The organism is Sphingomonas lacunae (assembly GCF_012979535.1).
Taxonomy (GTDB): Bacteria; Pseudomonadota; Alphaproteobacteria; order Sphingomonadales; family Sphingomonadaceae; genus Sphingopyxis; species Sphingopyxis lacunae.
Genome location: NZ_CP053015.1, coordinates 1854940 through 1875096 on the forward strand (window position 1 = coordinate 1854940; position 20157 = coordinate 1875096).

Here is a 20157-nt window from a genome sequence, read left to right on the forward strand (position 1 = left end):
AAGCGAGTGGCGCTGCCCAATGATCCGGATAGTGATTCGTAACCGCGCGGTAGATTGAACCGGAATCGCAACAATCGGTTCATCTTGTTTTTGCAGCGACTTGACCCAGGACAGTCATGATTCTTTCTATAAACTTGACTTTAACCTGACTTGGAGCAATAAGCGTTTATCAAATCTGGACCACAACAAGTAAGGAGCCTCCCCATGAGCATTCGCAAGCTGGCCTTGGCCGCCATCCTCAGCGCATCGCTTTCGAGCGCTCCGGTCATGGCTCAGACCGCGCCGGCACCGGTTACCGCCGAACGCGCAAGCGTCCAGTCGGAAGAATTCAGTGCGCAAGCTGGCGGCTTTCCTTTTCTGATCGTTTTCGTTGTCATCGCGGCTGGCCTTGGCCTGTTCTTCGCGCTCGATGACAGCAACGACACCCCGACCAGCGTCTGACGCAAGGTCCATCTTGATTTCCTGAAAGGGCGGCCGTTCGGTCGCCCTTTTTCGTTGCTGTAAAGTCGCTCTTGGCCCACGGCTCGTTGAAGTGGCAAGGGGCCTCGGCTAATGGATCAGCCAGCACAAGGGCTGATCAAACCGAACATGGGGTTCGGATGTGATGCAGCATCCTTTTGGCAAGAGATTCAACCGCTAGTTTGCGCGGCCGCATGTGGCAATGCATGGCCATAAAGATGATCAACGGGAGTAACGAGTTCATGCGCAGCATCCCCCATTTCCTCGCCCCCGGTGTTGCCGTCTCGGGCAACCGGACCAGCGACGTATTCGATCCCAATGCCGGGTCGGTACAGGCGCAGGTGACGCTGGGCGACGCAGCCCTGCTCGAACGGGTGGTGGCAGCAGCGCAGGCGGCACAACCGGGCTGGGCGGCGACCAACCCGCAGCGGCGCGCGCGGGTGATGTTCGAGTTCAAGCGGCTGGTCGAAGCCCATATGGACGAGCTGGCGCATTTGCTGTCGAGCGAGCATGGCAAGGTAATTGCCGACAGCAAGGGCGACATCCAGCGCGGGCTGGAGGTGATCGAGTTCGCTTGTGGCATTCCGCACGCGCTGAAGGGTGAATATACGCAAGGCGCGGGGCCGGGCATCGACGTCTATTCGATGCGCCAGCCGGTCGGCATTGGCGCGGGCATCACGCCGTTCAACTTCCCGGCGATGATCCCGCTGTGGATGTCAGGCGTGGCGCTGGCGACGGGCAATGCCTTCATACTGAAGCCGAGCGAGCGTGACCCGAGTGTGCCGGTGCGGCTGGCAGAACTGTTCCTTGAGGCCGGTCTGCCCGAGGGCGTGTTGCAGGTGGTGCAGGGCGACAAGGAGATGGTTGATGCCATCCTAGACCATCCTGGCATTGCCGCGGTGAGCTTTGTCGGGTCGTCGGATATTGCCCATTATGTCTATAATCGCGGGGTGGCCGCGGGCAAGCGGGTGCAGGCGATGGGTGGGGCCAAGAACCATGGCATCGTCATGCCCGACGCCGATCTCGACCAGGTGGTCAATGACCTGACCGGCGCGGCCTTTGGCTCGGCAGGTGAGCGTTGCATGGCGCTGCCGGTGGTTGTGCCGGTGACCGACAAGACAGCGAACGAATTGCGCGAGGCGCTGATCCCGGCGATTGCCAAGCTGCGCGTGGGTGTCTCGACCGATGCTGACGCCCATTATGGCCCGGTGGTCAATGCCGCGCACAAGGCGCGGGTCGAGGGCTGGATTGCCAAGGGCGTCGAGGAAGGTGCCGAACTGGTGGTCGATGGACGCGGCTTTGCCCTGCAAGGGCATGAGCAGGGCTTCTTCATCGGGCCGAGCCTGTTCGACCGGGTGACGACCAGCATGGAAAGCTACAAGGAAGAGATATTCGGCCCCGTGTTGCAGATGGTTCGTGCCGGCAGTTTCGAGGAGGCGCTCGCGCTGCCCAGCCAGCACCAATATGGCAATGGCGTCGCCATCTTTACCCGCAACGGCCATGCGGCGCGCGAATTTGCCCATAGGGTCAATGTCGGCATGGTCGGCATCAATGTGCCGATTCCGGTGCCGGTCGCCTATCACTCGTTCGGCGGATGGAAGCGCTCCGCGTTCGGCGACATCAACCAGCATGGAATGGAAGGCGTCCGCTTCTGGACCAAGACCAAGACGATCACGCAGCGCTGGCCCGACGGATCAGTCGACGGGGGCAACGCGTTCGTCATCCCGACGATGGGTTGAGATGAGCCGAGCGGGAGAGAATTTATGACCAGCATAGCCTTTATCGGCCTCGGCAACATGGGCGGCGGGATGGCGGCCAATCTGGCGAAGGCCGGGCATGACGTGCGTGCCTTTGACCTGTCCGCCGAGGCCTTGGCGCGCGCGGCTGAGGCGGGCTGTCTGGGCGCCGCGAGCGCCGGGGAGGCGGTGACGGGGGCCGAGGTGGTCGTCACCATGCTGCCCGCCGGCAAACATGTCGCGGCGGTCTATGAAGGCGATGTCTTCCCCCATGCGGCGCCGGGCACGCTGTTGATCGATTGCTCGACGATCGATGTGGCGACGGCGCGGTCGAACATCGAGGCGGCATCGGCCAAGGGTCTCGTGGCGGTCGATGCGCCGGTCTCGGGCGGGATTGCCGCAGCCAATGCCGGGACGCTGACCTTCATGGCTGGCGGCAGCAAGGAGGCATTCGACCGGGCGGAAGTGATCCTCTCGGCGATGGGCAAGGCGGTGATCCATGCCGGCGGACCGGGCGCGGGGCAGGCGGCGAAAATCTGCAACAACATGCTGCTCGGCGCGTCGATGATCGCGACGTGCGAGAGCCTGGCGCTGGCGCAGAAGCTGGGGCTCGACCCGCAGACATTCTTTGACATTGCCTCGGTGAGTTCGGGCCAGAACTGGTCGCTGACCAGCTATTGCCCGCTGCCCGGTGTCGGGCCGGAGACGCCCGCTGACCGCGATTATCAGGGGGGCTTTGCCGCCGCGCTGATGCTCAAGGACCTGCGGCTGGCGATGGAGGCGGCGCAATCGGTGGATGCCGACACGCCGATGGGGGCCAAGGCGCGCGAGCTCTATGAAGCGATGGACGCCCGGGGTGAGGGGGGACTCGATTTCTCCGCCATCATCCGCGCGTTGCAGGCGGGGACGGCCTGACCCGGCCCCTGCTCAGCGGCCGGTGAAAGCGGCGGGGCGCTTTTCGAGGAAGCTGTTGATGCCTTCCTTGAAATCGTCCGAGGCGAACAGCGGCAGCAGTTGCAGATAGACATGCTGGACATGCGTCGGGAAAGTCTCGTCGAGGCCCATGCGCATCATCCGCTTGGCAGCGCGGACGGCCTTGGGTGCGTTGGCGGCGATGTCGAGCGCCATGGTGCGGGCCGTGGCGGCAACCTCGGCGGTCGGCACGACATGGTTGGCAAGCCCCTCGGCGAGGCAGTCGGCGGCGCTGAGGGTGCGGCCGGTGAAGATGATCTCCGCCGCCTTGGCCCAACCGACCATGCGGGGGAGAAACCAGGTTCCACCGGATTCCGGCACAATGCCCCGCTTGACGAAGGCCGGGGCGAGCTTCGCATCCTCTGCCATGATGCGGATGTCGCAGCCGAGCGCGAGGTCCATGCCATAACCGGCGGCTGAACCGTTGAGCGCGCAGATGACGGGCTTGTCCATTTCAAACAGGACGGTCGGCGGCGTGTTGCGCAGGTCGATGGTGTCGGCAAAGCTGCTGCCGGTGCCGATACCTTCGCCGTTGGCTGCCTCGTTAAGGTCAAGCCCGGCGCAGAAGGCACGGCCGGTCCCGGTGAGAATCACGACGCGGGCTTCCGGGTCGCGATCAGCGCGGACCAGCGTCGCGGTCAGCTCGTCGAGCATTTCGCGCGAGATGGTGTTCATCCGCTCGGGCCGGTTGAGGGTAATGGTCGCGATGCCTTCGCTGACCGCATAATCCAGTGCTGCCATGATCTGCTCTCCCTAGATGCGCTCTCTGGCTTTTGGCCAAGCTGTCATATCGGCACGCCCTTGTCCCCTGACAGTTGCAATGGGTGTCGGCGAAGGTGTCAGTCGAGCCTGGACAGCAGGGTGTCCATTTCGACCAGATATTTGAGGCTGCTTTCAGTGAGGCCGTTGAGATTGGCTTTGGCCTTGTCAGTCACGGTCATGAAATTGCGCTCATCCTTGGTGATCCAGCCCTTGTCCTGGAGGATATGCAATTTGCGGCGGACGGTTTCGCGGGGGATGCCGCTATAGTCGGCAATGGATTGGAGATTGATCGCGGCCGAAAGCAGCATTGCCGTTGTCAGCCTGACCGAGGCGACGAACAAGGCGTCGGCAATATTTCCACTCTCAATCTTCTCTGGCAGGTTGGGAATAAGCCGTGTCATAATAAAGAAGATGGCCATCTGAATGAACAGGATGGGTATGCTCCAGATGACGATGTCCCAGACATTGATCGAGCCAGCGAGGCAAAAAAGCCAAGGGCAGGCCAAGGCTCATCAGGGCCGAGCTTGCCACGATGGCTACGGCAATATTTCCCTGCTGGATCAGAGCCAACTTGCTGAGCGGCGTGACATAGAAGTAAATGACTGTCGTCGCCACCCAGAGGCAGAGGGCTACCCCAAGATGGAGTAGCAAGATCGGCAGGCCGACAAAGGCACTATCCAGAACAAGAGATGCAGTTTCCATGACGTTCCCCCAATACATATTGGAGCAGGGGGTAGTGGTCCTGACACGCTAACACATTGATCCAAATCATAATACCAAGCAGGCGTCAGGGTCGCTCCTTTTCCGCAAGGGGGCGCGGTTTGAAAGTCAATTGACTGTGAAGCTGACCGTGCCGGTGACGCGGTGGCCGTCTGCCCCGGTAGCTTGCCAGCGCACATCGTAGCTGCCGACCGGCAGGGGCTGGCGCAGGGTCAGGGTCATTGTCTTGTTGTCCGATGACCAGGCGGTAGTGAAGTTGCGGATGACCATCTCCCCATGGTTGGGGACACCGGGCATGGCGGTCATGACGATCGACGCGGCACTCGCGGTCGGTGAGACAGCTTCGGCGAAAGTCAGTGTGACCGTGCGCGGACGTGCGACGGTTGAGGACTGCGCCGGGGTGGATGCGGCAAGCTGTGTGTGGGCAGCGACGCCGACGGGTGTTGCCGCAACGGCGAGCAGCGTGAGGGCAGCGGCGAGGGAGCTAATGCGCATGGGGGGCTTCCTTTTTTCAGAACCAGAAACGGATGCCGGCGACGAGGGAGGTGGCGCTGGCGCTTTCTCCGGCAGCGCGGGCGAAATCGGCGCTGTTGCCGAAATGCCAGCCCTGTTCAATGCCGATATAGGGGGCGAATTCACGGACAATCTCATAGCGCAGGCGCAGGCCGATCTCGGCGTGGTCGAGACCGGCCCCGATGCCGAGGCGCGGAATATCCTGTGCGGCAAGGGTCAGCTCAGCGCGCGGCTGGAGAATGAGGCGGCGGGTGATGCGTTGGTCCACTTCGGCCTCGATGCGCGCCGTGACATCGCCGCGGTGCGAGACGAACAGGGCGGCATCGATCTCGAACAGGTAGGGGGCAAGGCCCTGGACGCCGATGACGGCATGGGTTGTCGCCGGGCCGGTCATATCCTGCCTGAGGCCCAGCTGGAGATCCCAGAATGGCGCAACCGCGCGCGACCACAGGGCCTGCACCTCGGCCTCTTCGATGGCCTCTCCCAGTGCGGCTTCACCCTCGCTCTTGAACCAGAAGCGGCTGGTCGGGCCGCCATGGTAACCCTGAATGTCCCACAGCGCGCCATTGTGACCTTCGCGAAGCTGAACCTCGGCACGGTCAACCTGAATCCAGAGCGTGGGGAAATCACCGTGATGGGCGGCCAGTGCCTCGCGCGACGGGCGCATTGCCTCAGCGCCCCAGATGGCATCGGCGGCACGCGGCGGGCCGCTGCCTGCTTCGGGTGGTGGCGGCGTCTCCATGATCGGACCGGGCGACGGGTCTGTTGCCGGAGGGGGCGCGGGGGGCATTGTGTGACCCGCGTGCGGATCGGACTGGACCGGTATGGTCTGCGCGTGATGATTGCCGTGGCTGCCATGTGCAGCCTGATCCTGAGCCTGTGCCATGACCGGCAGGGCGAGGAAGACGAGTGCGGGGAGCAGCGCCTTCATGCCGCGCCCTCCGGCCCCATGACGGTGACAATCTGCATCATCCCGCCGTGCATGTGGTAGAGCAGGTGACAATGGAAGGCCCAGTCGCCGGATTCATTGGCGGTGAGGTCAAAGGTGGCACTGGCGCCGGGCTGGACAATGACGACATTCTTGCGCGGCTGGTGCGCCGGGCTTTGGCCATTGACCAGTTCGAAGAACATGCCGTGCAGATGGATGGGATGCGCCATCATCGTGTTGTTTATGAGCTTGACCCGGACGCGCTCGTTCCAGGCAAAGCGGATCGGCACATCATCAACCGCGCCGAACATGCGGCCGTCGAATGACCACATGTACCGTTCCATATTGCCGGTCAGATGCAGTTCAAGCAGGCGTGAGGGCTCACGCACATCGGCATTGGGTTCGAGCGCGGAGAGCAGGCGGTAATTGAGGACGCGGTGCGGTACATCGCGCAGGCCGATGCCGGGGTCGCCGGTCTTGTCGACCGGCGCCATCGAGATCATGTCAATGCCCGGCCCCAGCTCGACATCCGGGGGAACAAGCGATGTGTCCCGCATGCTCATGCCATCCATGCTGTGGCTGGAGCCATGGTCTCCGTGATTCATGCCCATGTCGGCCATGGTGAGCAGCGGCGGATCACGGAGGGCAGGGACAGTGGCCCGCGCGCCGGGGCGGCTGGCGAGCATGGCGAGGGCCATGCCCGAGCGGTCCATGGACTCGCAGACGATGGCATAGGCTTCCGCATTCCCCGGTTCGATGATCACATCATAGGTTTCGGCTGTGGCGATTTGCAGTTCGTCCACCTCGACAGGACGGACATTCTGGCCATCGGCGGCGATGACGGTCATCGGCAGGCCGGGGATGCGGACGTTGAAGAAGGTCATGGCTCCGCCATTGATCAGGCGCAGCCGGATGCGTTCGCCGGGTCTGAAGAGATATTCCATCCCTTCGGTCGGGCCACGGCCATTGGCGAGATAGGTATAGGTCGGCGCGCTGACATCGGCGATGTCAGTCGCCATCATGCGCATTTCCGCCCACATCCGCCGCTCCTCGCCCGACATGGGATAGCGGTCGGTCCAGCTGCTGAGGCGATCGTTGAAATAGCCTTCGCCGGTCCGCAGGCGGCTCATGATGAAATGCGGATGAAGCGGAGTGAACTCGCTGAGCAGGAGGATATAGTCTCGGTCGACGTGATGGATGTCGCCACCAGCCGGTTCGATGATCAGCGGGGCGTAATGGCCCTGCTGTTCCTGCAGACCGGAATGGCTGTGATACCAATAGGTGCCCGACTGGCGGATGGGGAATTCATAAGTGAAGGTCTCTCCCGGCTTGATGCCGGGGAAACTGACGCCGGGCACACCGTCAAACTGGAAGGGGACAAGCAGGCCATGCCAGTGGATCGACGTGTCCTCGGCCAGATGGTTGGTGACGTTGAGCCGGACATTCTGTCCTTCGCGCAGGCGGACCAGTGGTCCCGGCACCGTGCCGTTGATGGCCACACCATGGCCGCGCCGGCCCTCCACCACTCGCCGGCCACCGCGCACCGCGAGATTGATGACCTCCCCGGTCAGTTCACCAAAGCCGGTGGCGATCTCTCCGCCGCCATGATGGCGCATGCTGTGGCCCTGGGCCCAAGCCGGCATCGTGGCAAGTGAAGCCGCGCCGATGCCGAGGCCGCCGAGCAAGGTTCGTCTGGAAATCACGTTGGACATCTGCTTGTTTCACCTCGGGGGCCAGATAGTATACCCCCCTATGGTATATCAAGGGTAATGGTGGGATCATGGCCAAGGACCGGACGGCAATACTGAACCGGCTCAACCGGATCGAAGGACAGGTGCGCGGCATTCGCCAGATGGTGGCGGATGACCGCTATTGCATCGACATCCTGCATCAGGTCCAGGCGGTGAAGGCCGCGCTGGCCAAGGCGGAAAGCGAGATATTGAAGGACCATGCCGCCTGTTGTGTTTCAGAGGCCATCGCGTCGGGCGACGCGGCCGAGCAGCGGGTGAAGTTCAACGAGCTGATCGACCTGATTGACCGCGTGAAACGCTGAAACAGTCAGCGGCCATGCCGCGTGATACCCAGGATCAGGCCCAGGGCACATTCATCCCCAGTGACAGGCCATGGCCATGCCATTCGACGGCCAGCGTGCCCTTCAACTGGCGCTCAACCGCATTGCGGATGAGCGAATAGCCAAAGCCATGGCGTTCGGGCGCAATGACATTCTGGTCGCTGGTTTCCGTCCAGTTGACGGCGAGGCGCCTTTGTTCGCCTGCACCGTGCAGCGACCAGCGGACTTCCAACCGGCCGTTGGCCACAGACAGGGCGCCATATTTGGTGGCGTTGGTGACAAGTTCATGGATGACCAGAGCGATTGACTGGGCCGTGCCGGGGGGAAGCTGCACGTCCGGGCCGGCACAATGTATCGTTCCGCTCTGTCCTACCTCTGACAGGTCAACGGCATGGGCAGCCAATTCGTCCCTGATGACCTGCCCCAGTTCGGCGCCATCCCAGCGATTGTGGGCGAGCAGGCTGTGGGTCCGGGCGATGGCCTGTATCCGCGCCGCAACGGATCCGCGAAAAGCCTCCACAGTATCGGCCTTGGTCAAGCGGATGACGGATTGCATGACGGCCATGATATTCTTGGCCCTGTGATCCACCTCATGCGCAAGGATGCTCTCCCTGACCTCTGCTGCCTTGCGGTCGGTGATGTCGACAAAGGCGGCAACTGCGCCGCGCACCGTGCCGTCCGGTGCGTAGAGCGGCGTCGCATTGCCAAGCAGATCATTGGCTGACCCATCCGCAAACTCGACCCGTTCCTCGAAATCCCGGATCAGTTCCCCCCTTGCCGCCCGCTGCACCGGCAGGTCTTCTGGAGCGATTTCCCTGCCGTCGCTGTCCAACACGCGAAAATGGCTGACGGGCGACGGGTCATCGGCGGTTTTCGACATGTTCTCCGCCTGATCAGGCAGGCGAAGTATTTGCCGGGCATATTCATTGCCGACAACTTCCCGGCAATCGGCATCCTGCGCGACCCAGACCGCAGCCGGCAAGGCGGCCAGGACAGCTTCCAGTTCCTCGGCGCGGGCCCGGGCATTCTCCTCGGCCTCCCTGAGTTGATGTTCGCGTTGTTCCAACGCCTCCTTGGCCCGCCTTTCATCGGCAATCACGGCAAGCAGCAAGAAGGTGATCGCCAGGATTGCCATGAATTGCTGCAGCAGCGGAAAGCGCGCAGTGGATGTTCCGTTGGCTTCGATGAAGGGTCCCAGGCCTTGGGACGTTGCCCAGATGGAAATGACAGAAACGAGGATCAGCGCCAGCGATGCACCGCGGACATCGAAAAAAATCGCCGCCAGGACCAGCAAGGGCAACACGTGCCAAGTCTGCAATTTATCGAACTCTGGCCACAAAAAAATCATGGCTGTCAGACCGGCTATAGCGGCCATGAGGAGCAGCAGCAGGCCGGCTTCCAGCGGTGTCAGACGTGAACGCGCTGTGGCCCAAGCGAGGATGAATGGGCCGACCACCGCTCCGCCGACGAAATTCCCTACAAACAGGGTCCAGAACAGTTTGTACCCCTGTGGTGCGGTCAAATCGGACGATATGGTCAGGATGAGCGCCAATAGTGAGGCGGTGATGGCGGCGCCCAGCGTGACCCCGGCGATCAGCAAATGGAGCATCCCCCGCATCGACAAAAGATGATCGCGCCTGTCGCGGTTACGGGTGATCAACAGGACGGGCAGAACCGTGCCGAGCGTGTTGGACATGGCCAGCAGACATTCCGCCCAGACAGGCTGATCCGACCCTGCCAACAGAGAGGCGGCCAGCCGGCCGAACAGGATCGCCGGCCAGAACCGCCAGCCGCCCAACAGGAGCACTGCCAGCCCGACGCCCGCAGCAGGCCAGATGGGTGAACCGGCGCCGCTGAGGTACGCCCATTGCAGCCCGACCACGGCGGCAAGCGTATAAAGGATGAAAGCCAGCAGCAGGCGCGGGGCGTAGGGTCCGACATGCCTGAATGAAATTTGCATCGGCCCGTGCCGTTCCTATGACCGTGATGCTGCTGCAGAAAATCCGCAGCTTTGCTGTCCTAGATGGGACGGCTTGTCAAATGCCCTGCTGCGGGCTGCGGCTGGCCATCATGTCGAAATGGTGACCAAATCCGACCTTGCGGAAATGGGCAAAGCCGCTGTCCCGCAACAGCTGGGCAATCGTGGCGGAATCTGACCAGCGGGTGTCAACTTCGTAAAAGATCGCGGCGATGCGCGGAGCAATGGCGCTTTTGAGCAGTTGGCGGATAACCGCCAGTTCCTGTCCTTCGACATCGACCTTGACGATAAGCGGATCATCGCCATCCAACAGGGTGTCGAGCCGGTCGGCGGTGACCGCCTCTATCGTTTCAGTCCGGCTGTTGACCGATTGCCGGTCAGGTGAGGTAACGAGTGATGCCATGCCGCTGTGCCCATCAGGAACAGTGATGGTCAATGGCCCGGCCTGATCAGATATGGCCAGCCGCAACGGCTGGATTTTCTGGTCGAGCCCGTTGGCCATGATGTTGGACTGGAGGGTTGCGAAGGTCGCGCTGACAGGTTCGAAGGCGATGGCCCGGCGACAGGCCGGGTTCCTGCCGGCGATGAGGCTGTAGAGGCCCTGGTTCGCGCCAATGTCGACAAAGGTGAAGGCTGAAGCCCTTTGCTCCAGTCGGTCGGCGAGGAAGCGCCCGTAAATCCCGGCATGGCAATAGACAAAGGTCCGGTCATGCCAGTTTTGCTGCATCAGGACGCCATAGGCAGTCATGCCCGCGCCCTGTGACCGCTGCTCACTGTCCTGCTGGCGTGCACGGCCGCGGGCCAAGGACAGCCAATAGGCCTTGCGCAGGGTCTTTATGAGTCCATAGCGCCAGAAGCCGCCAATCATTGCGCATGTTCCAGATTGTTGAGCCAGCTGACGATAGCGTCGGCGGCCCGGTGAGATGACGGCTTTTCTCCCAGATCAAAGCTGTATGAAAACAGCTTTTTCTGGGTTTCCAGATGACGTGCCGGATGGATGACCGCATCGTCAAGAGCATCAGCCAGCGTTTCAATGCTGTTGATCACGCGCCCTGTTGTCCAATGGGTGAAATCAGGATTGCCCTGCCAGTCATGGTTGCGTGGATTGGCGAAGATGCAGGGCCGGGGCTGTCTCAGGAATTCGTAGACTTGGCTGCTGGCATCGCCGAGATAGATGTCAGCCGCGTTGGTGTAGGTCATGTCCACCGACCGGCGGCTGCCCAGATCAATCCGCACATGATCAAGATTGCCTGCCTCTTCCGGCACTGCCGGCACCCGGCTGATTCCCAGGGGCGACAGGCTGACTGTCCAGCGTTTGGCAAACAGCATCACATGCGGAGCAAAGACGAGATTGAACCTGTCCTGCCCAGCGAACCAGCGAAGGACGGCCGGACCCATCGCATACCATGAGGACAGGGCAGGTGACGGGTGAGGGTTGTAGAGCACCGTCGGTCGGTCATTATCGAACAATGGCTCGCGCGACGCTGTGCTGACCGTGTCGAACTTGGGGTAGCCGACAATCGCCCAGCCATCGGGTTTCAGCAAGCCGGCATCGGACAAGCGGTCGCGTATCTTTTCTCCGGACATGAGGACCAGGTCAAATCGGGCGCTTGCTGCATCAAAGCCGATCGCCCGATCCCCGGCGCCGTGCCGCGTGTGGATCAACGCCAGCCGGTCGAGGCCAAAGCGTGTCTTGAGCAGGGTTGACGTTTTTTCAGGGACAACCAGCGCATCGAGCGCGCGGAAATGGTCCAGGTTTCGGGAAAGGATTGACAGCCGGTCGGCCGGGACAGCATTGCCGGACATGCGCGTTGTCCAGGCGGCAACAGGGGATGGCGGCGCCAGGCGTGTGATTTTTGCATGCCTATCAGTCAGTCCAGCTTCGTTCCAAAGGCGTCGGACCTCCTGTTCCGCTTCGCCGCCGGCAACCAGCAACTGCACATCGACTGCCGGGTGATGACGGGCCATTGCAATGGCGATCGGCAGGCTGTGGGCAACCTGATGAGCGGCAGCGTGGTTGAAAAGAAAGCCTGTGCGAAGCCGGCTCATGACGGTCGCCAATCCAGCTGGAGCCATCCCTTTTGGCGGGCCAGCTGTTCCATTGCCTTGCCCGGATTGGTCGCGACCGGTTGGTCTACCCAATCACACAAGGGGCGGTCCGAAACATCGTCGCTGTAAAAACGGATGAACAATTGGTCACGCTGGAGCCCGCGCTGTTCCAGTAACTGCTGGATACGCCTCAGCTTTTCCCTGCCGTAGCAATTTTCACCATCGATGCGGTGGCTGAGACTGTCGCCGTGCCACAGCGAGCGTGTAGCCACCCAGTCGGTTACCTGTAACCGGCGGGCCAGCGGTTCGATGTAGAAATCTGCTGCCGCTGTCGCGAGCATGATATGCCATCCGTCGGCCCGTTCCTGCTCGATTTGCGCCAGCCCTTGCGCATGAAGGCCGTTGGCAAAGAGCCCTTGGGCAAATCGGTCGGCGAGCAGCACGGCCTCATTTCGAGGAATCGCCGGTCCCAGGGCCACCCGGTGCATTGCCTGTTTCATGAGGCGCCGAGGGATGAGACCCAGTACGTAGAGTATGGCGATCGGCACCAGCAGCGGGATCAATAGCGCACGCCAAGGGGCGCGATAGGCCATGGATTGGACCAGGAACAGCCACCATGTCGGTCGCCGGGTGAGGGTGCGATCAACGTCATAGATGGCAATCCGCTTTGCTGCGGACGGCGTGGTCATTCGTGGACCGGCAGCTTCGGGTGTCGGATCGGCCTGCTTCATGAGCAAGCCAATGCCGGGCCATGATGAGACTTTCGTGACGGATTTATTTGATTTTGCCCATGTTGCGCGGGGCCTCTGGTGGATGGCGCTGGACCGGTCCAACTATGGTTGGTCCCTGAAGGGCTCTGAACCTGATTCAGATTGTTGGTCGAACGGAACGGGAAGTGGAATCGCCATGCCCATCAGCATCATCGCCCTAAGCGCTGTCTTCGCCTTTGCCCAAGCGGCGAGCGAGGCACCCGCAGTTTGCCTGCGCCACGCGGTTGCCATCGCCGAGCGCGCGACATCCGGGAAGGTGATCGAAGCCGAGCCGCAGTGGTCGCAAGGGCGATCGATCTATGAGGTCGATGTAATCGATGGCTCGGAATTGCGACGGCTGGTCATTACGTCGACCGGGCGCATCCAGCGCAATGAACGGCTGATGGTCCGCAATGTCTGGAGCGGTGTAGTCGATCGAGAGGAACGGCGGGCCATTGCCCGTGCTGGCCGACTGTCAGAAATACTGGCGGGACTGGAGCGGCGCAGCGGTGGCCGCGCGATAGAAGCCTCATTCGAGGTGGAGGGGGACCGTCCGCTTTACGAAGTGGAACTGATGACTTCCATCGGCCAGACGACTATCTACCTTGATGCAGTCAGCGGCACACAGGTGCTGCACGTGCCGGACGATTGAGGCACAGGCCGAAGAAGGGACTCTGTTTGCAGATATTGCTCGTCGAGGACGATGACAAAGTGGGTGCCTTCATAGCCGGTGGCCTGCGGCAGGAAGGGCATGTCGTCACCCATTGCGTGGATGGTCGTGCGGGGCTGGTGACCGCATCGTCTGAGAGTTTTGACCTGATCATCCTCGACAGGATGTTGCCAGCTATCGATGGCATGCGGATCATGCAGGCGATCCGTGCCACTGCCGATCCGACCCCGATATTGATGCTTAGTGCGCTGGGTGATGTCGATGAACGGGTGAGGGGGCTGGAAGCGGGCGCTGATGATTATCTCGCCAAACCCTTTGCCATGTCCGAACTGCTGGCGAGGGTGGCAGCGCTGGGACGGCGCAAACCCGCGCTTCCAGCCGTGAATGCCGATTTTCGCATCGCCGACCTGGTCATTGACCGGCTCGGGCAATCGGTGCGGCGGGGAGGGCGGCGCATCGACCTGACGCCGCGCGAATATCGGATTCTCACTATACTGGCTGACAATAGCGGTCGCGTCGTGACGCGGGCGATGCTGTTGGAAAAGGTCTGGGACTATAGTTTTGACCCCCAGACCAATATCATCGACCAACACATCAGCAAGCTTCGCCAAAAGATAGACGCCGATGCGGATGCACCGTTGATCCATACGGTGCGCGGCAGCGGCTATGTGATGCGCCTGTCATGATGATCCTGCGCAATTTCTCGGTTCGCATGACGTTGGGCTACATTGCCATTTTTCTTCTTTCGGCGATGATCCTTTTCTCCGCTTATTATTCCTATTCGATCCACTTTCCCTTGGCAGCGTTGAAAAGGGACATTTCCCGCGAGATGGCGGCGCTTGAGCAGCTTTATGCGGTGGAAGGCGATGATGCACTGAACACTGCACTGGCACGCCGTGCCGCGAGGCCCGATGAATATCCGGCCTTGCACGTCCTCATAGCGCGCGACGGCAGGACCGTGTCGGCCAATATCCCCAGTTGGCCAAGCGTTGTCGGTCCGCTGTGGCAAAGGATCGAGGCCGACACATTTCTCGACGGAGTCGAATATGATCGGATGGGCTTGATGCGTGACAAGCGCTTCGCCGATGGCAGCCGCCTGATCCTGGGCAGGGACATCGACCGGATTGATGAGCTTGAGGAGAATTTGCAGGAGGCGGTGCTGTGGCTTGCTGTCACGAGCATCTTGTTGGGTCTGGCCGGCAGCCTGTTGCTGAGTGGTGCGATCCGGCGGCGTATCCGGCACATTTCCGATGCGGCCAATCGTGTGATGCAGGGGCAGTTGTCCGAGAGGATTCCAGCCAACGGCAGCCGTGACGAGTTTGACAGGCTGAGCGCCACTTTGAACGCGATGCTTGATCGCATCGATACGCTGTTCGGTTCGGTCAGGCGGGTATCGGACAATGTCGCCCACGAACTGCGCACGCCGTTGGCGCGGATGCTGGCCCAGGCTGAAACGCTGGAGGCAACGGCTGATGCTGACCGTCACCCCCAGGTGGCGGCCATTGTCGACGAGGCGCGCAGGCTACAGCGGGTCTTTGATGGCCTGTTACGCATTTCCCGGCTCGAGTCTGGCCGCCATGAGCTCGCGCTGAAACAGGTCAATCCGCTGACCATCTGTTCCGATGTCGCGGATTATTACGCCCCCGCCGTCGAGGAAGCAGGCGGGCGCATCTCGGTGAGCCAGGACAAGGCCACCATTGTGGTCGCCGATGCCGATCTCTTGTTCCAGGCAGTGGCCAATCTGGTCGACAATGCCCTGAAATATGGCGGATCATCGCCGGAGATCAGTATCAGCGTAGTCGTCGCCGACTCCGGCGCGACCATTGATGTCAGGGACAAAGGGCCCGGCCCCGATGCTGTTGACAATGAGCGCCTCGGCGAACGTTTCTATCGCGGAAGCAATGCCGCTGGGCTACCGGGAGAAGGGTTGGGGCTGGCGCTGGTGCAGACTGTGGCGGCGCTCCATGGCGGGCACTTCCGGTTGAGCAGGGCCGAGGGGAGCACCTCCGCCTCACTCGCTCTGCCCGCAGCAGATCGCGCGCGCCACTGAACCCTATCCCGCCGATGACCGGAGGGAGTGCCCCAGCGGCCTGCTGTCATGTCCTTGCTGCGACTGGTGCAGGCGATTCCGACAGGCTCCGGGGCAAGGCGATCCTGATGGCCAGTCCGGGGCCATCGATATCAACCGCATCTATGGTTCCGCCATGCAGTGCGATCACCTGTTTGACGATGGCCAGTCCAAGGCCGGTACCCGGCCGTTCGCCAACATTGCTGGCTCGGCCATATTCGGAGAAAATGCTCTCGCGTTCCTCGGCCGGGACGCCGATGCCCCAATCGCGGATCAGCAACTGCACCTCGTCGGTGGTCACTGATACCTTGATCAGGGCACGTTTTTGCTGCGCAGCATATTTGGCCGAATTGGAGAGGAGATTGCTGATGACCTGCTCAATCAGGCCGGGGTCAAGTTCCAGCAGAGGCAATGGCGGCAGGTCAACGTCGATCCGCAGGTCCGGGTGGCTTTCCCTGAAGCTGTCAACAACATCAGCGATCAGTCCGCTGAGGTCGGTCACCCGGGGGGCATAGCCGAGAACGCGCTTGTCTTCGCGCGCCTGTTCCAGAGTGTTGTCCATCAACTGGAGGAGACCTGCCACGGCCCGGCGGATATTGCCGACGCGTGACCGGATATTTTCTTCGTCCGCCTTTCCGATCAATCTTTCTATGCGTTGGGCAGCGCTGTCGATGACCGCAAGGGGCGTGCGGAACTCGTGCGAGGCTATGGCCAGGAACCGTCGTTGCGCATCGGTTATCGCCCGTTCCATCGACAAGGCGGCTTCGAGATCCGCGGCGATGCGGTACATGGCATCAACATCGGCCAGCAGAATGGCAATGGAATCCTGTTTGTCATAGCTGATGCGTGCGGCAGACAGCGATGCCCAAAATGGTTCACCGTTCGCGCCGCGAAACTGAACCGGGGCGGCGCTGGCCTGGCCCGACAGCACCGATGACCGAAGCCTTTCGAAATCACCATGATCGACGAACAGGCTGTTGGCGGGGCTGCCGATGGCAAGCGCTTGATCGAGGGCCTTGCGGGCCGAAACATTGACGTTCAACACCTTTCCGTCGGAGGCTGCCAGAATGACAGTGGGCGTCAGGTCGAGATTGAGGATTGCATCGAGTGCGTCCTCACTGGCGGCCAATTGCCGCAATGTCTGGACGAGCAAAGAGATGTCATCATGCGCCACAAGCCATGCCGGTTTGCCGCTGATGGGGTCAGTGGCGACTGAGAGGTTAAGGGCGTGGATGGGCGAACCGGGCAGGCGCAAGGGTGCCTGCAAACGTCCGACCTTCCCGCTTTCGGCGGCAGCGACAAGTGCGTCGCAATCGGCCGGATTGGCAAACATGCTGCTGAAATGGTCGGCACCCGGTGGCAGGGAGTGGTCGAACTCCGCAAACAGGGCTGTGGCGGCAGGATTGCGCATCAACACCTCGCCCGATCGGGAGAGGAGGGAAATTTTGAGCGGGGTGTGCCGCAGGGCTTCTATGCTCCGCACCTCGGCGGCAGTGATGCCGACTGCCGATTCCAAGCTGCATTCGACGAGCATGGCCTGTCCATGCCCCTTGATGCTCACACCGCTGCACCGGCAAAGGACTGGTCGAGCTTCCCCCAAAGGATAGAGGGTCCAGGTGTCAAGGCGATCCTCGCCACGGGCGAATGCCTGACGATAGTCTTCGAGCCGCAGATTGGTGGCCTGACTGAACGGTGTCAGGCTGCGGGCATAAAGTTCCTCTTCCGACCGGGCGTTCCAGACCATCAGCCCCTTCGGATTAGCCCAGCAAACACTTTGCGTTTCAAAGCTGTAGATGTAAATGGCTGAACCCAGCAGTGACAGGGCGTTCAGCCCTGCCGCGTCGACAAAAGGGAATCGACGGGTTTCGACGTCGCTTGCCATTCATTCTCTCTTCCCTAGTCGGACTCTTTTGACCACAAAGAACTCTATCGCCATGCCATGTCAATGATTCAAAACATATATTCCTGGTTGGTTCCATCTCCCCCGCCAGGAGAGGGGGTTGTTCCGCTGCGCCGCTGGCTCTGGCAATCCTATCTGCGGTCTGCGCTAATTCCGCTGCTTGTTATCGAATTGACTTTCCTCGGGATTTACTGGGCGAGTACCGCCATTGTCTATCGTGAGAATGTGACGGCGGTCCGGGCGGTGTCTGGCGATTATCTCAATGATGTCGCGCGTCGCGAGGCTGCATCGATCGGCAATCTGCTCGGAGGCGTCGCCGTTTCGACCACCCTGTTTGCCCGACAGACCAAGGCGGCGCTGGAGGGGAATTACATGCCCCCCGAAAGCGAGCGGCGGCGTTATGCGATGACGAGCGATGGTCGTTTCTATACCCTTTATGACAATGGCACGACCGCCAGCTATTACACCGGCCATGTTCGCGCCGGTGAGGCTGAGCGGCAAAAGGTTTGGCGTTTGTCTGCGCTTGATCCCTTGATGATGGATATAAAGAATAGCGACCCAAAAATCGCATCCCTATACTTCAACACCTATGACAGTTATAACCGCATATATCCCTATATTGAAGTTCTGGGGCAGTTTCCGGGCGATATAGACGTTACCCAGTTCAACTTCTATTATGAGGCCGATGCCGCGCGCAACCCGGCCCGGCGTCAGGTCTGGACTGATGCCTATGTCGATCCGGCGGGGCATGGCTGGATGGTGTCGTCGATTGCCCCGGTGTGGTCGGAACAACGGCTTGAGGGGGTCGTTGGCATTGATGTGACCTTGAACACGATCATCGACAAGCTGCTGGCCCTTCGGTTGCCTTGGTCGGGTTATGCCATGCTGGTGGATCGTGATGGCGAGATCATCGCGCTACCGCCGCTGGGTGAACAGGATTTCAAACTGCGGGAAGTCACTGCGCCGGGACAGACCAATTCGGTGCCCGGTCAGGCGTCCAAGCCGGATGCCTTCAACATTTTTCACCGTCCGGACACGCGTGACCTGGCAAGAGCCATGGCCAGCGCCAAGGAAGGACAGGTCGAACTGACCTTTGACGGCCCCCATCTCGCCAGTTTTGCAACGGTGCCGGGGACAGGCTGGAAACTGGTTGTCATTGCCCCCGAGTCCCGCATTTTTGCCAATGCCGAGTCCTTGCGGGTCGATACCGAGCAAGTGGGCATGATCATGCTCGCAGGGCTGGTCTTTTTCTACATCTTGTTCCTGCTGTTCCTCTATCGTCGCGCCATTGCCATGAGTGGTCGGGTGGCCGCGCCGCTTGGGGAAATTGCCGCGCTGATTGGCCGGATCGGCCAAGGGGAGTATCGCCAGCAGTTTGCAGGGTCCCAGGTCGCCGAACTTGATGATTTGGGTCGGGAACTGGTTGCGACCGGCCGGCAACTCGGCGATGCCCATGATCGCATAGTCGAACAGGACCATGTTCTGGGTCAGGCACTGGCGCGGCAGTGGCAGTTGCATGAAGAACAGGTACGTTTCATCCGCACCATGTCGCATGAACTGCGTACACCGCTTGCCGCCATCGACAGTGGTGCCCAGATCATCGATCGCAAGGCTGGCCAACTGGAAGTCGATGATCTGCGCAAGCGCGCCTCGCGCTTGCGCAAGGCGGTCAAACAGATTTCCGACCTGCTGCATCAACTGGTCGCCAACGCCCAGCCAGATCGGGATTTTGCTCCGGCGGTCATGCAACCTGTCGCGTTGCACAGTCTGATAGAGGAGACCGTCCGCAGCATTGTTCCCCCGGAACGGCTGGAACTTGTGCTGAGTGAGACCGATTTGGTGCTGGCCGATGCCATGCCGCTGACGATGGCCCTGCGTGTTGCCGTGGACAATGCGGTTCGTTACACCAGCGGCCAGATAAGCGTTGTGCAGGAGCTGTCGCTAGACAGACTCACGGTTCTGGTCAGCGACAATGGGTCCGGCATTGCCGAAGATCAGCTGGAAGACGTCGGCAAGCGCTTTTTCCGTGGCGCGGAGTCCATCGGCACACCAGGCGCGGGATTGGGTATCCATCTGGCACGAACCGTGCTCGAAGCAGTCGGTGGCACGTTCAAGCTGTCATCGGGCGACGGCGGAACCACGGTGAGCATAACCATGCCCATACCCACACCCCATGTGGCAGATGGTGGTCCCAGTGACGACAGGGCCAAGGCCAAGATATTGTGCATCGAAGATGATCCGCATCTGCGTGAGGATCTTGTTCACGAGTTGCGCGAAGCGGGCTATGCGGTGTGCGAAGCGTTGGATGGGCAATCGGGCCTGGATATCATCCGCAAGGGTGGCATTTCATTGGTCTATTGCGATGTCCAGTTACCGGGCATGGATGGATTTGGGGTGCTGGAACATCTGAGGGCGTGGCCGGAACCGGATACTAGGCCACCGGTTGTTCTGCTGACCGCCTATGGAGACGGTCCTGCGCGGCAAAGGGCCGCTGATCTGGGTGCCCGTTCGCTCCTGGTGAAGCCGGTGGATTATGATGAGGTGCTGCGCCTGACGCGGCAGCTGACAGGATCATGAGTTCA

At 61.2% G+C, this 20157-nt stretch carries 19 protein-coding genes; 8 read left to right on the forward strand and 11 right to left on the reverse strand.

The genetic code is table 11. From position 1 onward, the window contains the following. Positions 1–204: 204 nt before the first annotated feature. From GV829_RS08945 to mmsB, 3 genes are all read left to right on the forward strand, one after another. The gene (locus tag GV829_RS08945) at positions 205–441 is read left to right on the forward strand and encodes a hypothetical protein (protein WP_169945944.1); all 237 of its coding nucleotides are present in this window, start codon (positions 205–207) and stop codon (positions 439–441) included. Between the two features lie 260 nt (positions 442–701). Next, a complete protein-coding gene (locus tag GV829_RS08950) occupies positions 702–2198 on the forward strand; it encodes a CoA-acylating methylmalonate-semialdehyde dehydrogenase (RefSeq protein ID WP_169945946.1) in 1497 nt (498 codons plus the stop codon). 24 nt (positions 2199–2222) lie between these two features. Next, positions 2223–3110, forward strand: a complete 888-nt coding sequence (mmsB, locus tag GV829_RS08955) for a 3-hydroxyisobutyrate dehydrogenase (protein WP_169945949.1) — start codon at positions 2223–2225, stop codon at positions 3108–3110. A gap of 12 nt (positions 3111–3122) precedes the next feature. Here mmsB and GV829_RS08960 read toward each other — a convergent pair whose 3' ends face one another. From GV829_RS08960 to GV829_RS08985, 6 genes are all read right to left on the reverse strand, one after another. Further along, positions 3123–3908 carry an enoyl-CoA hydratase/isomerase family protein gene (locus GV829_RS08960; RefSeq protein ID WP_169945951.1) on the reverse strand — a complete coding sequence of 262 codons (786 nt, stop codon included), beginning with the start codon at positions 3906–3908 and terminating at the stop codon, positions 3123–3125. A gap of 98 nt (positions 3909–4006) precedes the next feature. After that, on the reverse strand, positions 4007–4399 hold the full coding sequence (locus GV829_RS08965; protein WP_484592839.1) for a DUF350 domain-containing protein: 393 nt from the start codon (positions 4397–4399) through the stop codon (positions 4007–4009). Further along, positions 4293–4631: a DUF350 domain-containing protein gene (locus GV829_RS08970; RefSeq protein ID WP_169945955.1), complete on the reverse strand. Its 339-nt coding sequence runs from the start codon at positions 4629–4631 to the stop codon at positions 4293–4295. The genes GV829_RS08965 and GV829_RS08970 overlap by 107 nt, the downstream gene beginning before the upstream one ends. Positions 4632–4757: 126 nt before the next feature. Next, positions 4758–5144: a copper homeostasis periplasmic binding protein CopC gene (copC, locus tag GV829_RS08975; RefSeq protein ID WP_169945957.1), complete on the reverse strand. Its 387-nt coding sequence runs from the start codon at positions 5142–5144 to the stop codon at positions 4758–4760. A 16-nt stretch (positions 5145–5160) separates the two neighbouring features. Then, a complete protein-coding gene (locus GV829_RS08980) occupies positions 5161–6093 on the reverse strand; it encodes a copper resistance protein B (protein WP_169945959.1) in 933 nt (310 codons plus the stop codon). Continuing rightward, positions 6090–7802, reverse strand: coding sequence for a copper resistance system multicopper oxidase (locus GV829_RS08985; RefSeq protein ID WP_169945961.1), 1713 nt, complete (start codon positions 7800–7802; stop codon positions 6090–6092). Before GV829_RS08985 ends, GV829_RS08980 begins: the two co-directional genes overlap by 4 nt. A gap of 68 nt (positions 7803–7870) precedes the next feature. Here GV829_RS08985 and GV829_RS08990 point away from each other — a divergent pair, with 68 nt between their 5' ends. Next, entirely contained in the window at positions 7871–8143 is a 273-nt protein-coding gene (locus GV829_RS08990; protein ID WP_169945963.1) for a metal-sensitive transcriptional regulator, read from the forward strand. 34 nt (positions 8144–8177) lie between these two features. On the opposite strand, the gene GV829_RS08995 is transcribed toward GV829_RS08990, so the two are convergent. The 4 genes from GV829_RS08995 to GV829_RS09010 all read right to left on the reverse strand — a co-directional run bounded on the left by GV829_RS08995 (position 8178) and on the right by GV829_RS09010 (position 12919). Then, positions 8178–10121 (reverse strand): MASE1 domain-containing protein, encoded by a 1944-nt coding sequence (locus GV829_RS08995; RefSeq protein ID WP_169945965.1) that lies wholly within the window; start codon positions 10119–10121, stop codon positions 8178–8180. Positions 10122–10197: 76 nt separating this feature from the next. Next, on the reverse strand, positions 10198–11007 hold the full coding sequence (locus tag GV829_RS09000) for an FkbM family methyltransferase (RefSeq protein ID WP_169945967.1): 810 nt from the start codon (positions 11005–11007) through the stop codon (positions 10198–10200). Further along, the gene (locus GV829_RS09005; protein WP_246202796.1) at positions 11004–12188 is read right to left on the reverse strand and encodes a hypothetical protein; all 1185 of its coding nucleotides are present in this window, start codon (positions 12186–12188) and stop codon (positions 11004–11006) included. The genes GV829_RS09000 and GV829_RS09005 overlap by 4 nt, the downstream gene beginning before the upstream one ends. Further along, positions 12185–12919, reverse strand: a complete 735-nt coding sequence (locus GV829_RS09010; RefSeq protein WP_169945971.1) for an HAD family hydrolase — start codon at positions 12917–12919, stop codon at positions 12185–12187. Before GV829_RS09010 ends, GV829_RS09005 begins: the two co-directional genes overlap by 4 nt. A 175-nt stretch (positions 12920–13094) precedes the next feature. Between GV829_RS09010 and GV829_RS09015 the strand changes: the two genes are divergently transcribed. Genes GV829_RS09015 through GV829_RS09025 form a run of 3 tightly spaced genes read left to right on the forward strand, consistent with a single transcriptional unit; the run spans position 13095 to position 15657 of the window. Continuing rightward, entirely contained in the window at positions 13095–13589 is a 495-nt protein-coding gene (locus GV829_RS09015) for a PepSY domain-containing protein (protein WP_169945973.1), read from the forward strand. Between the two features lie 26 nt (positions 13590–13615). Beyond that, positions 13616–14293 (forward strand): response regulator transcription factor, encoded by a 678-nt coding sequence (locus GV829_RS09020; RefSeq protein WP_169945975.1) that lies wholly within the window; start codon positions 13616–13618, stop codon positions 14291–14293. Beyond that, entirely contained in the window at positions 14290–15657 is a 1368-nt protein-coding gene (locus tag GV829_RS09025) for a sensor histidine kinase (protein WP_169945978.1), read from the forward strand. Before GV829_RS09020 ends, GV829_RS09025 begins: the two co-directional genes overlap by 4 nt. 46 nt (positions 15658–15703) lie before the next feature. Here GV829_RS09025 and GV829_RS09030 read toward each other — a convergent pair whose 3' ends face one another. Then, positions 15704–17557: a sensor histidine kinase gene (locus GV829_RS09030; protein WP_169945980.1), complete on the reverse strand. Its 1854-nt coding sequence runs from the start codon at positions 17555–17557 to the stop codon at positions 15704–15706. Positions 17558–17644: 87 nt separating this feature from the next. Here GV829_RS09030 and GV829_RS09035 point away from each other — a divergent pair, with 87 nt between their 5' ends. Continuing rightward, positions 17645–20152: a response regulator gene (locus GV829_RS09035; RefSeq protein ID WP_169945982.1), complete on the forward strand. Its 2508-nt coding sequence runs from the start codon at positions 17645–17647 to the stop codon at positions 20150–20152. The last annotated feature ends 5 nt before the right edge of the window (positions 20153–20157 follow it).

Bases quoted from the DNA above. Each gene is read 5' to 3' on its own strand.
- GV829_RS09005 (WP_246202796.1), bottom strand. From the start codon at position 12,188: ATGAGCCGGCTTCGCACAGGCTTTCTTTTCAACCACGCTGCCGCTCAT.
- GV829_RS09000 (WP_169945967.1), bottom strand. From the start codon at position 11,007: ATGATTGGCGGCTTCTGGCGCTATGGACTCATAAAGACCCTGCGCAAG.
- GV829_RS09015 (WP_169945973.1), top strand. From the start codon at position 13,095: ATGCCCATCAGCATCATCGCCCTAAGCGCTGTCTTCGCCTTTGCCCAA.
- GV829_RS08990 (WP_169945963.1), top strand. From the start codon at position 7,871: ATGGCCAAGGACCGGACGGCAATACTGAACCGGCTCAACCGGATCGAA.
- GV829_RS09010 (WP_169945971.1), bottom strand. From the start codon at position 12,919: ATGAAGCAGGCCGATCCGACACCCGAAGCTGCCGGTCCACGAATGACC.
- GV829_RS09025 (WP_169945978.1), top strand. From the start codon at position 14,290: ATGATGATCCTGCGCAATTTCTCGGTTCGCATGACGTTGGGCTACATT.
- GV829_RS09030 (WP_169945980.1), bottom strand. From the start codon at position 17,557: ATGGCAAGCGACGTCGAAACCCGTCGATTCCCTTTTGTCGACGCGGCA.
- copC (WP_169945957.1), bottom strand. From the start codon at position 5,144: ATGCGCATTAGCTCCCTCGCCGCTGCCCTCACGCTGCTCGCCGTTGCG.
- GV829_RS08970 (WP_169945955.1), bottom strand. From the start codon at position 4,631: ATGGAAACTGCATCTCTTGTTCTGGATAGTGCCTTTGTCGGCCTGCCG.
- GV829_RS08945 (WP_169945944.1), top strand. From the start codon at position 205: ATGAGCATTCGCAAGCTGGCCTTGGCCGCCATCCTCAGCGCATCGCTT.
- GV829_RS08950 (WP_169945946.1), top strand. From the start codon at position 702: ATGCGCAGCATCCCCCATTTCCTCGCCCCCGGTGTTGCCGTCTCGGGC.
- mmsB (WP_169945949.1), top strand. From the start codon at position 2,223: ATGACCAGCATAGCCTTTATCGGCCTCGGCAACATGGGCGGCGGGATG.
- GV829_RS08995 (WP_169945965.1), bottom strand. From the start codon at position 10,121: ATGCAAATTTCATTCAGGCATGTCGGACCCTACGCCCCGCGCCTGCTG.
- GV829_RS08980 (WP_169945959.1), bottom strand. From the start codon at position 6,093: ATGAAGGCGCTGCTCCCCGCACTCGTCTTCCTCGCCCTGCCGGTCATG.
- GV829_RS08985 (WP_169945961.1), bottom strand. From the start codon at position 7,802: ATGTCCAACGTGATTTCCAGACGAACCTTGCTCGGCGGCCTCGGCATC.
- GV829_RS08960 (WP_169945951.1), bottom strand. From the start codon at position 3,908: ATGGCAGCACTGGATTATGCGGTCAGCGAAGGCATCGCGACCATTACC.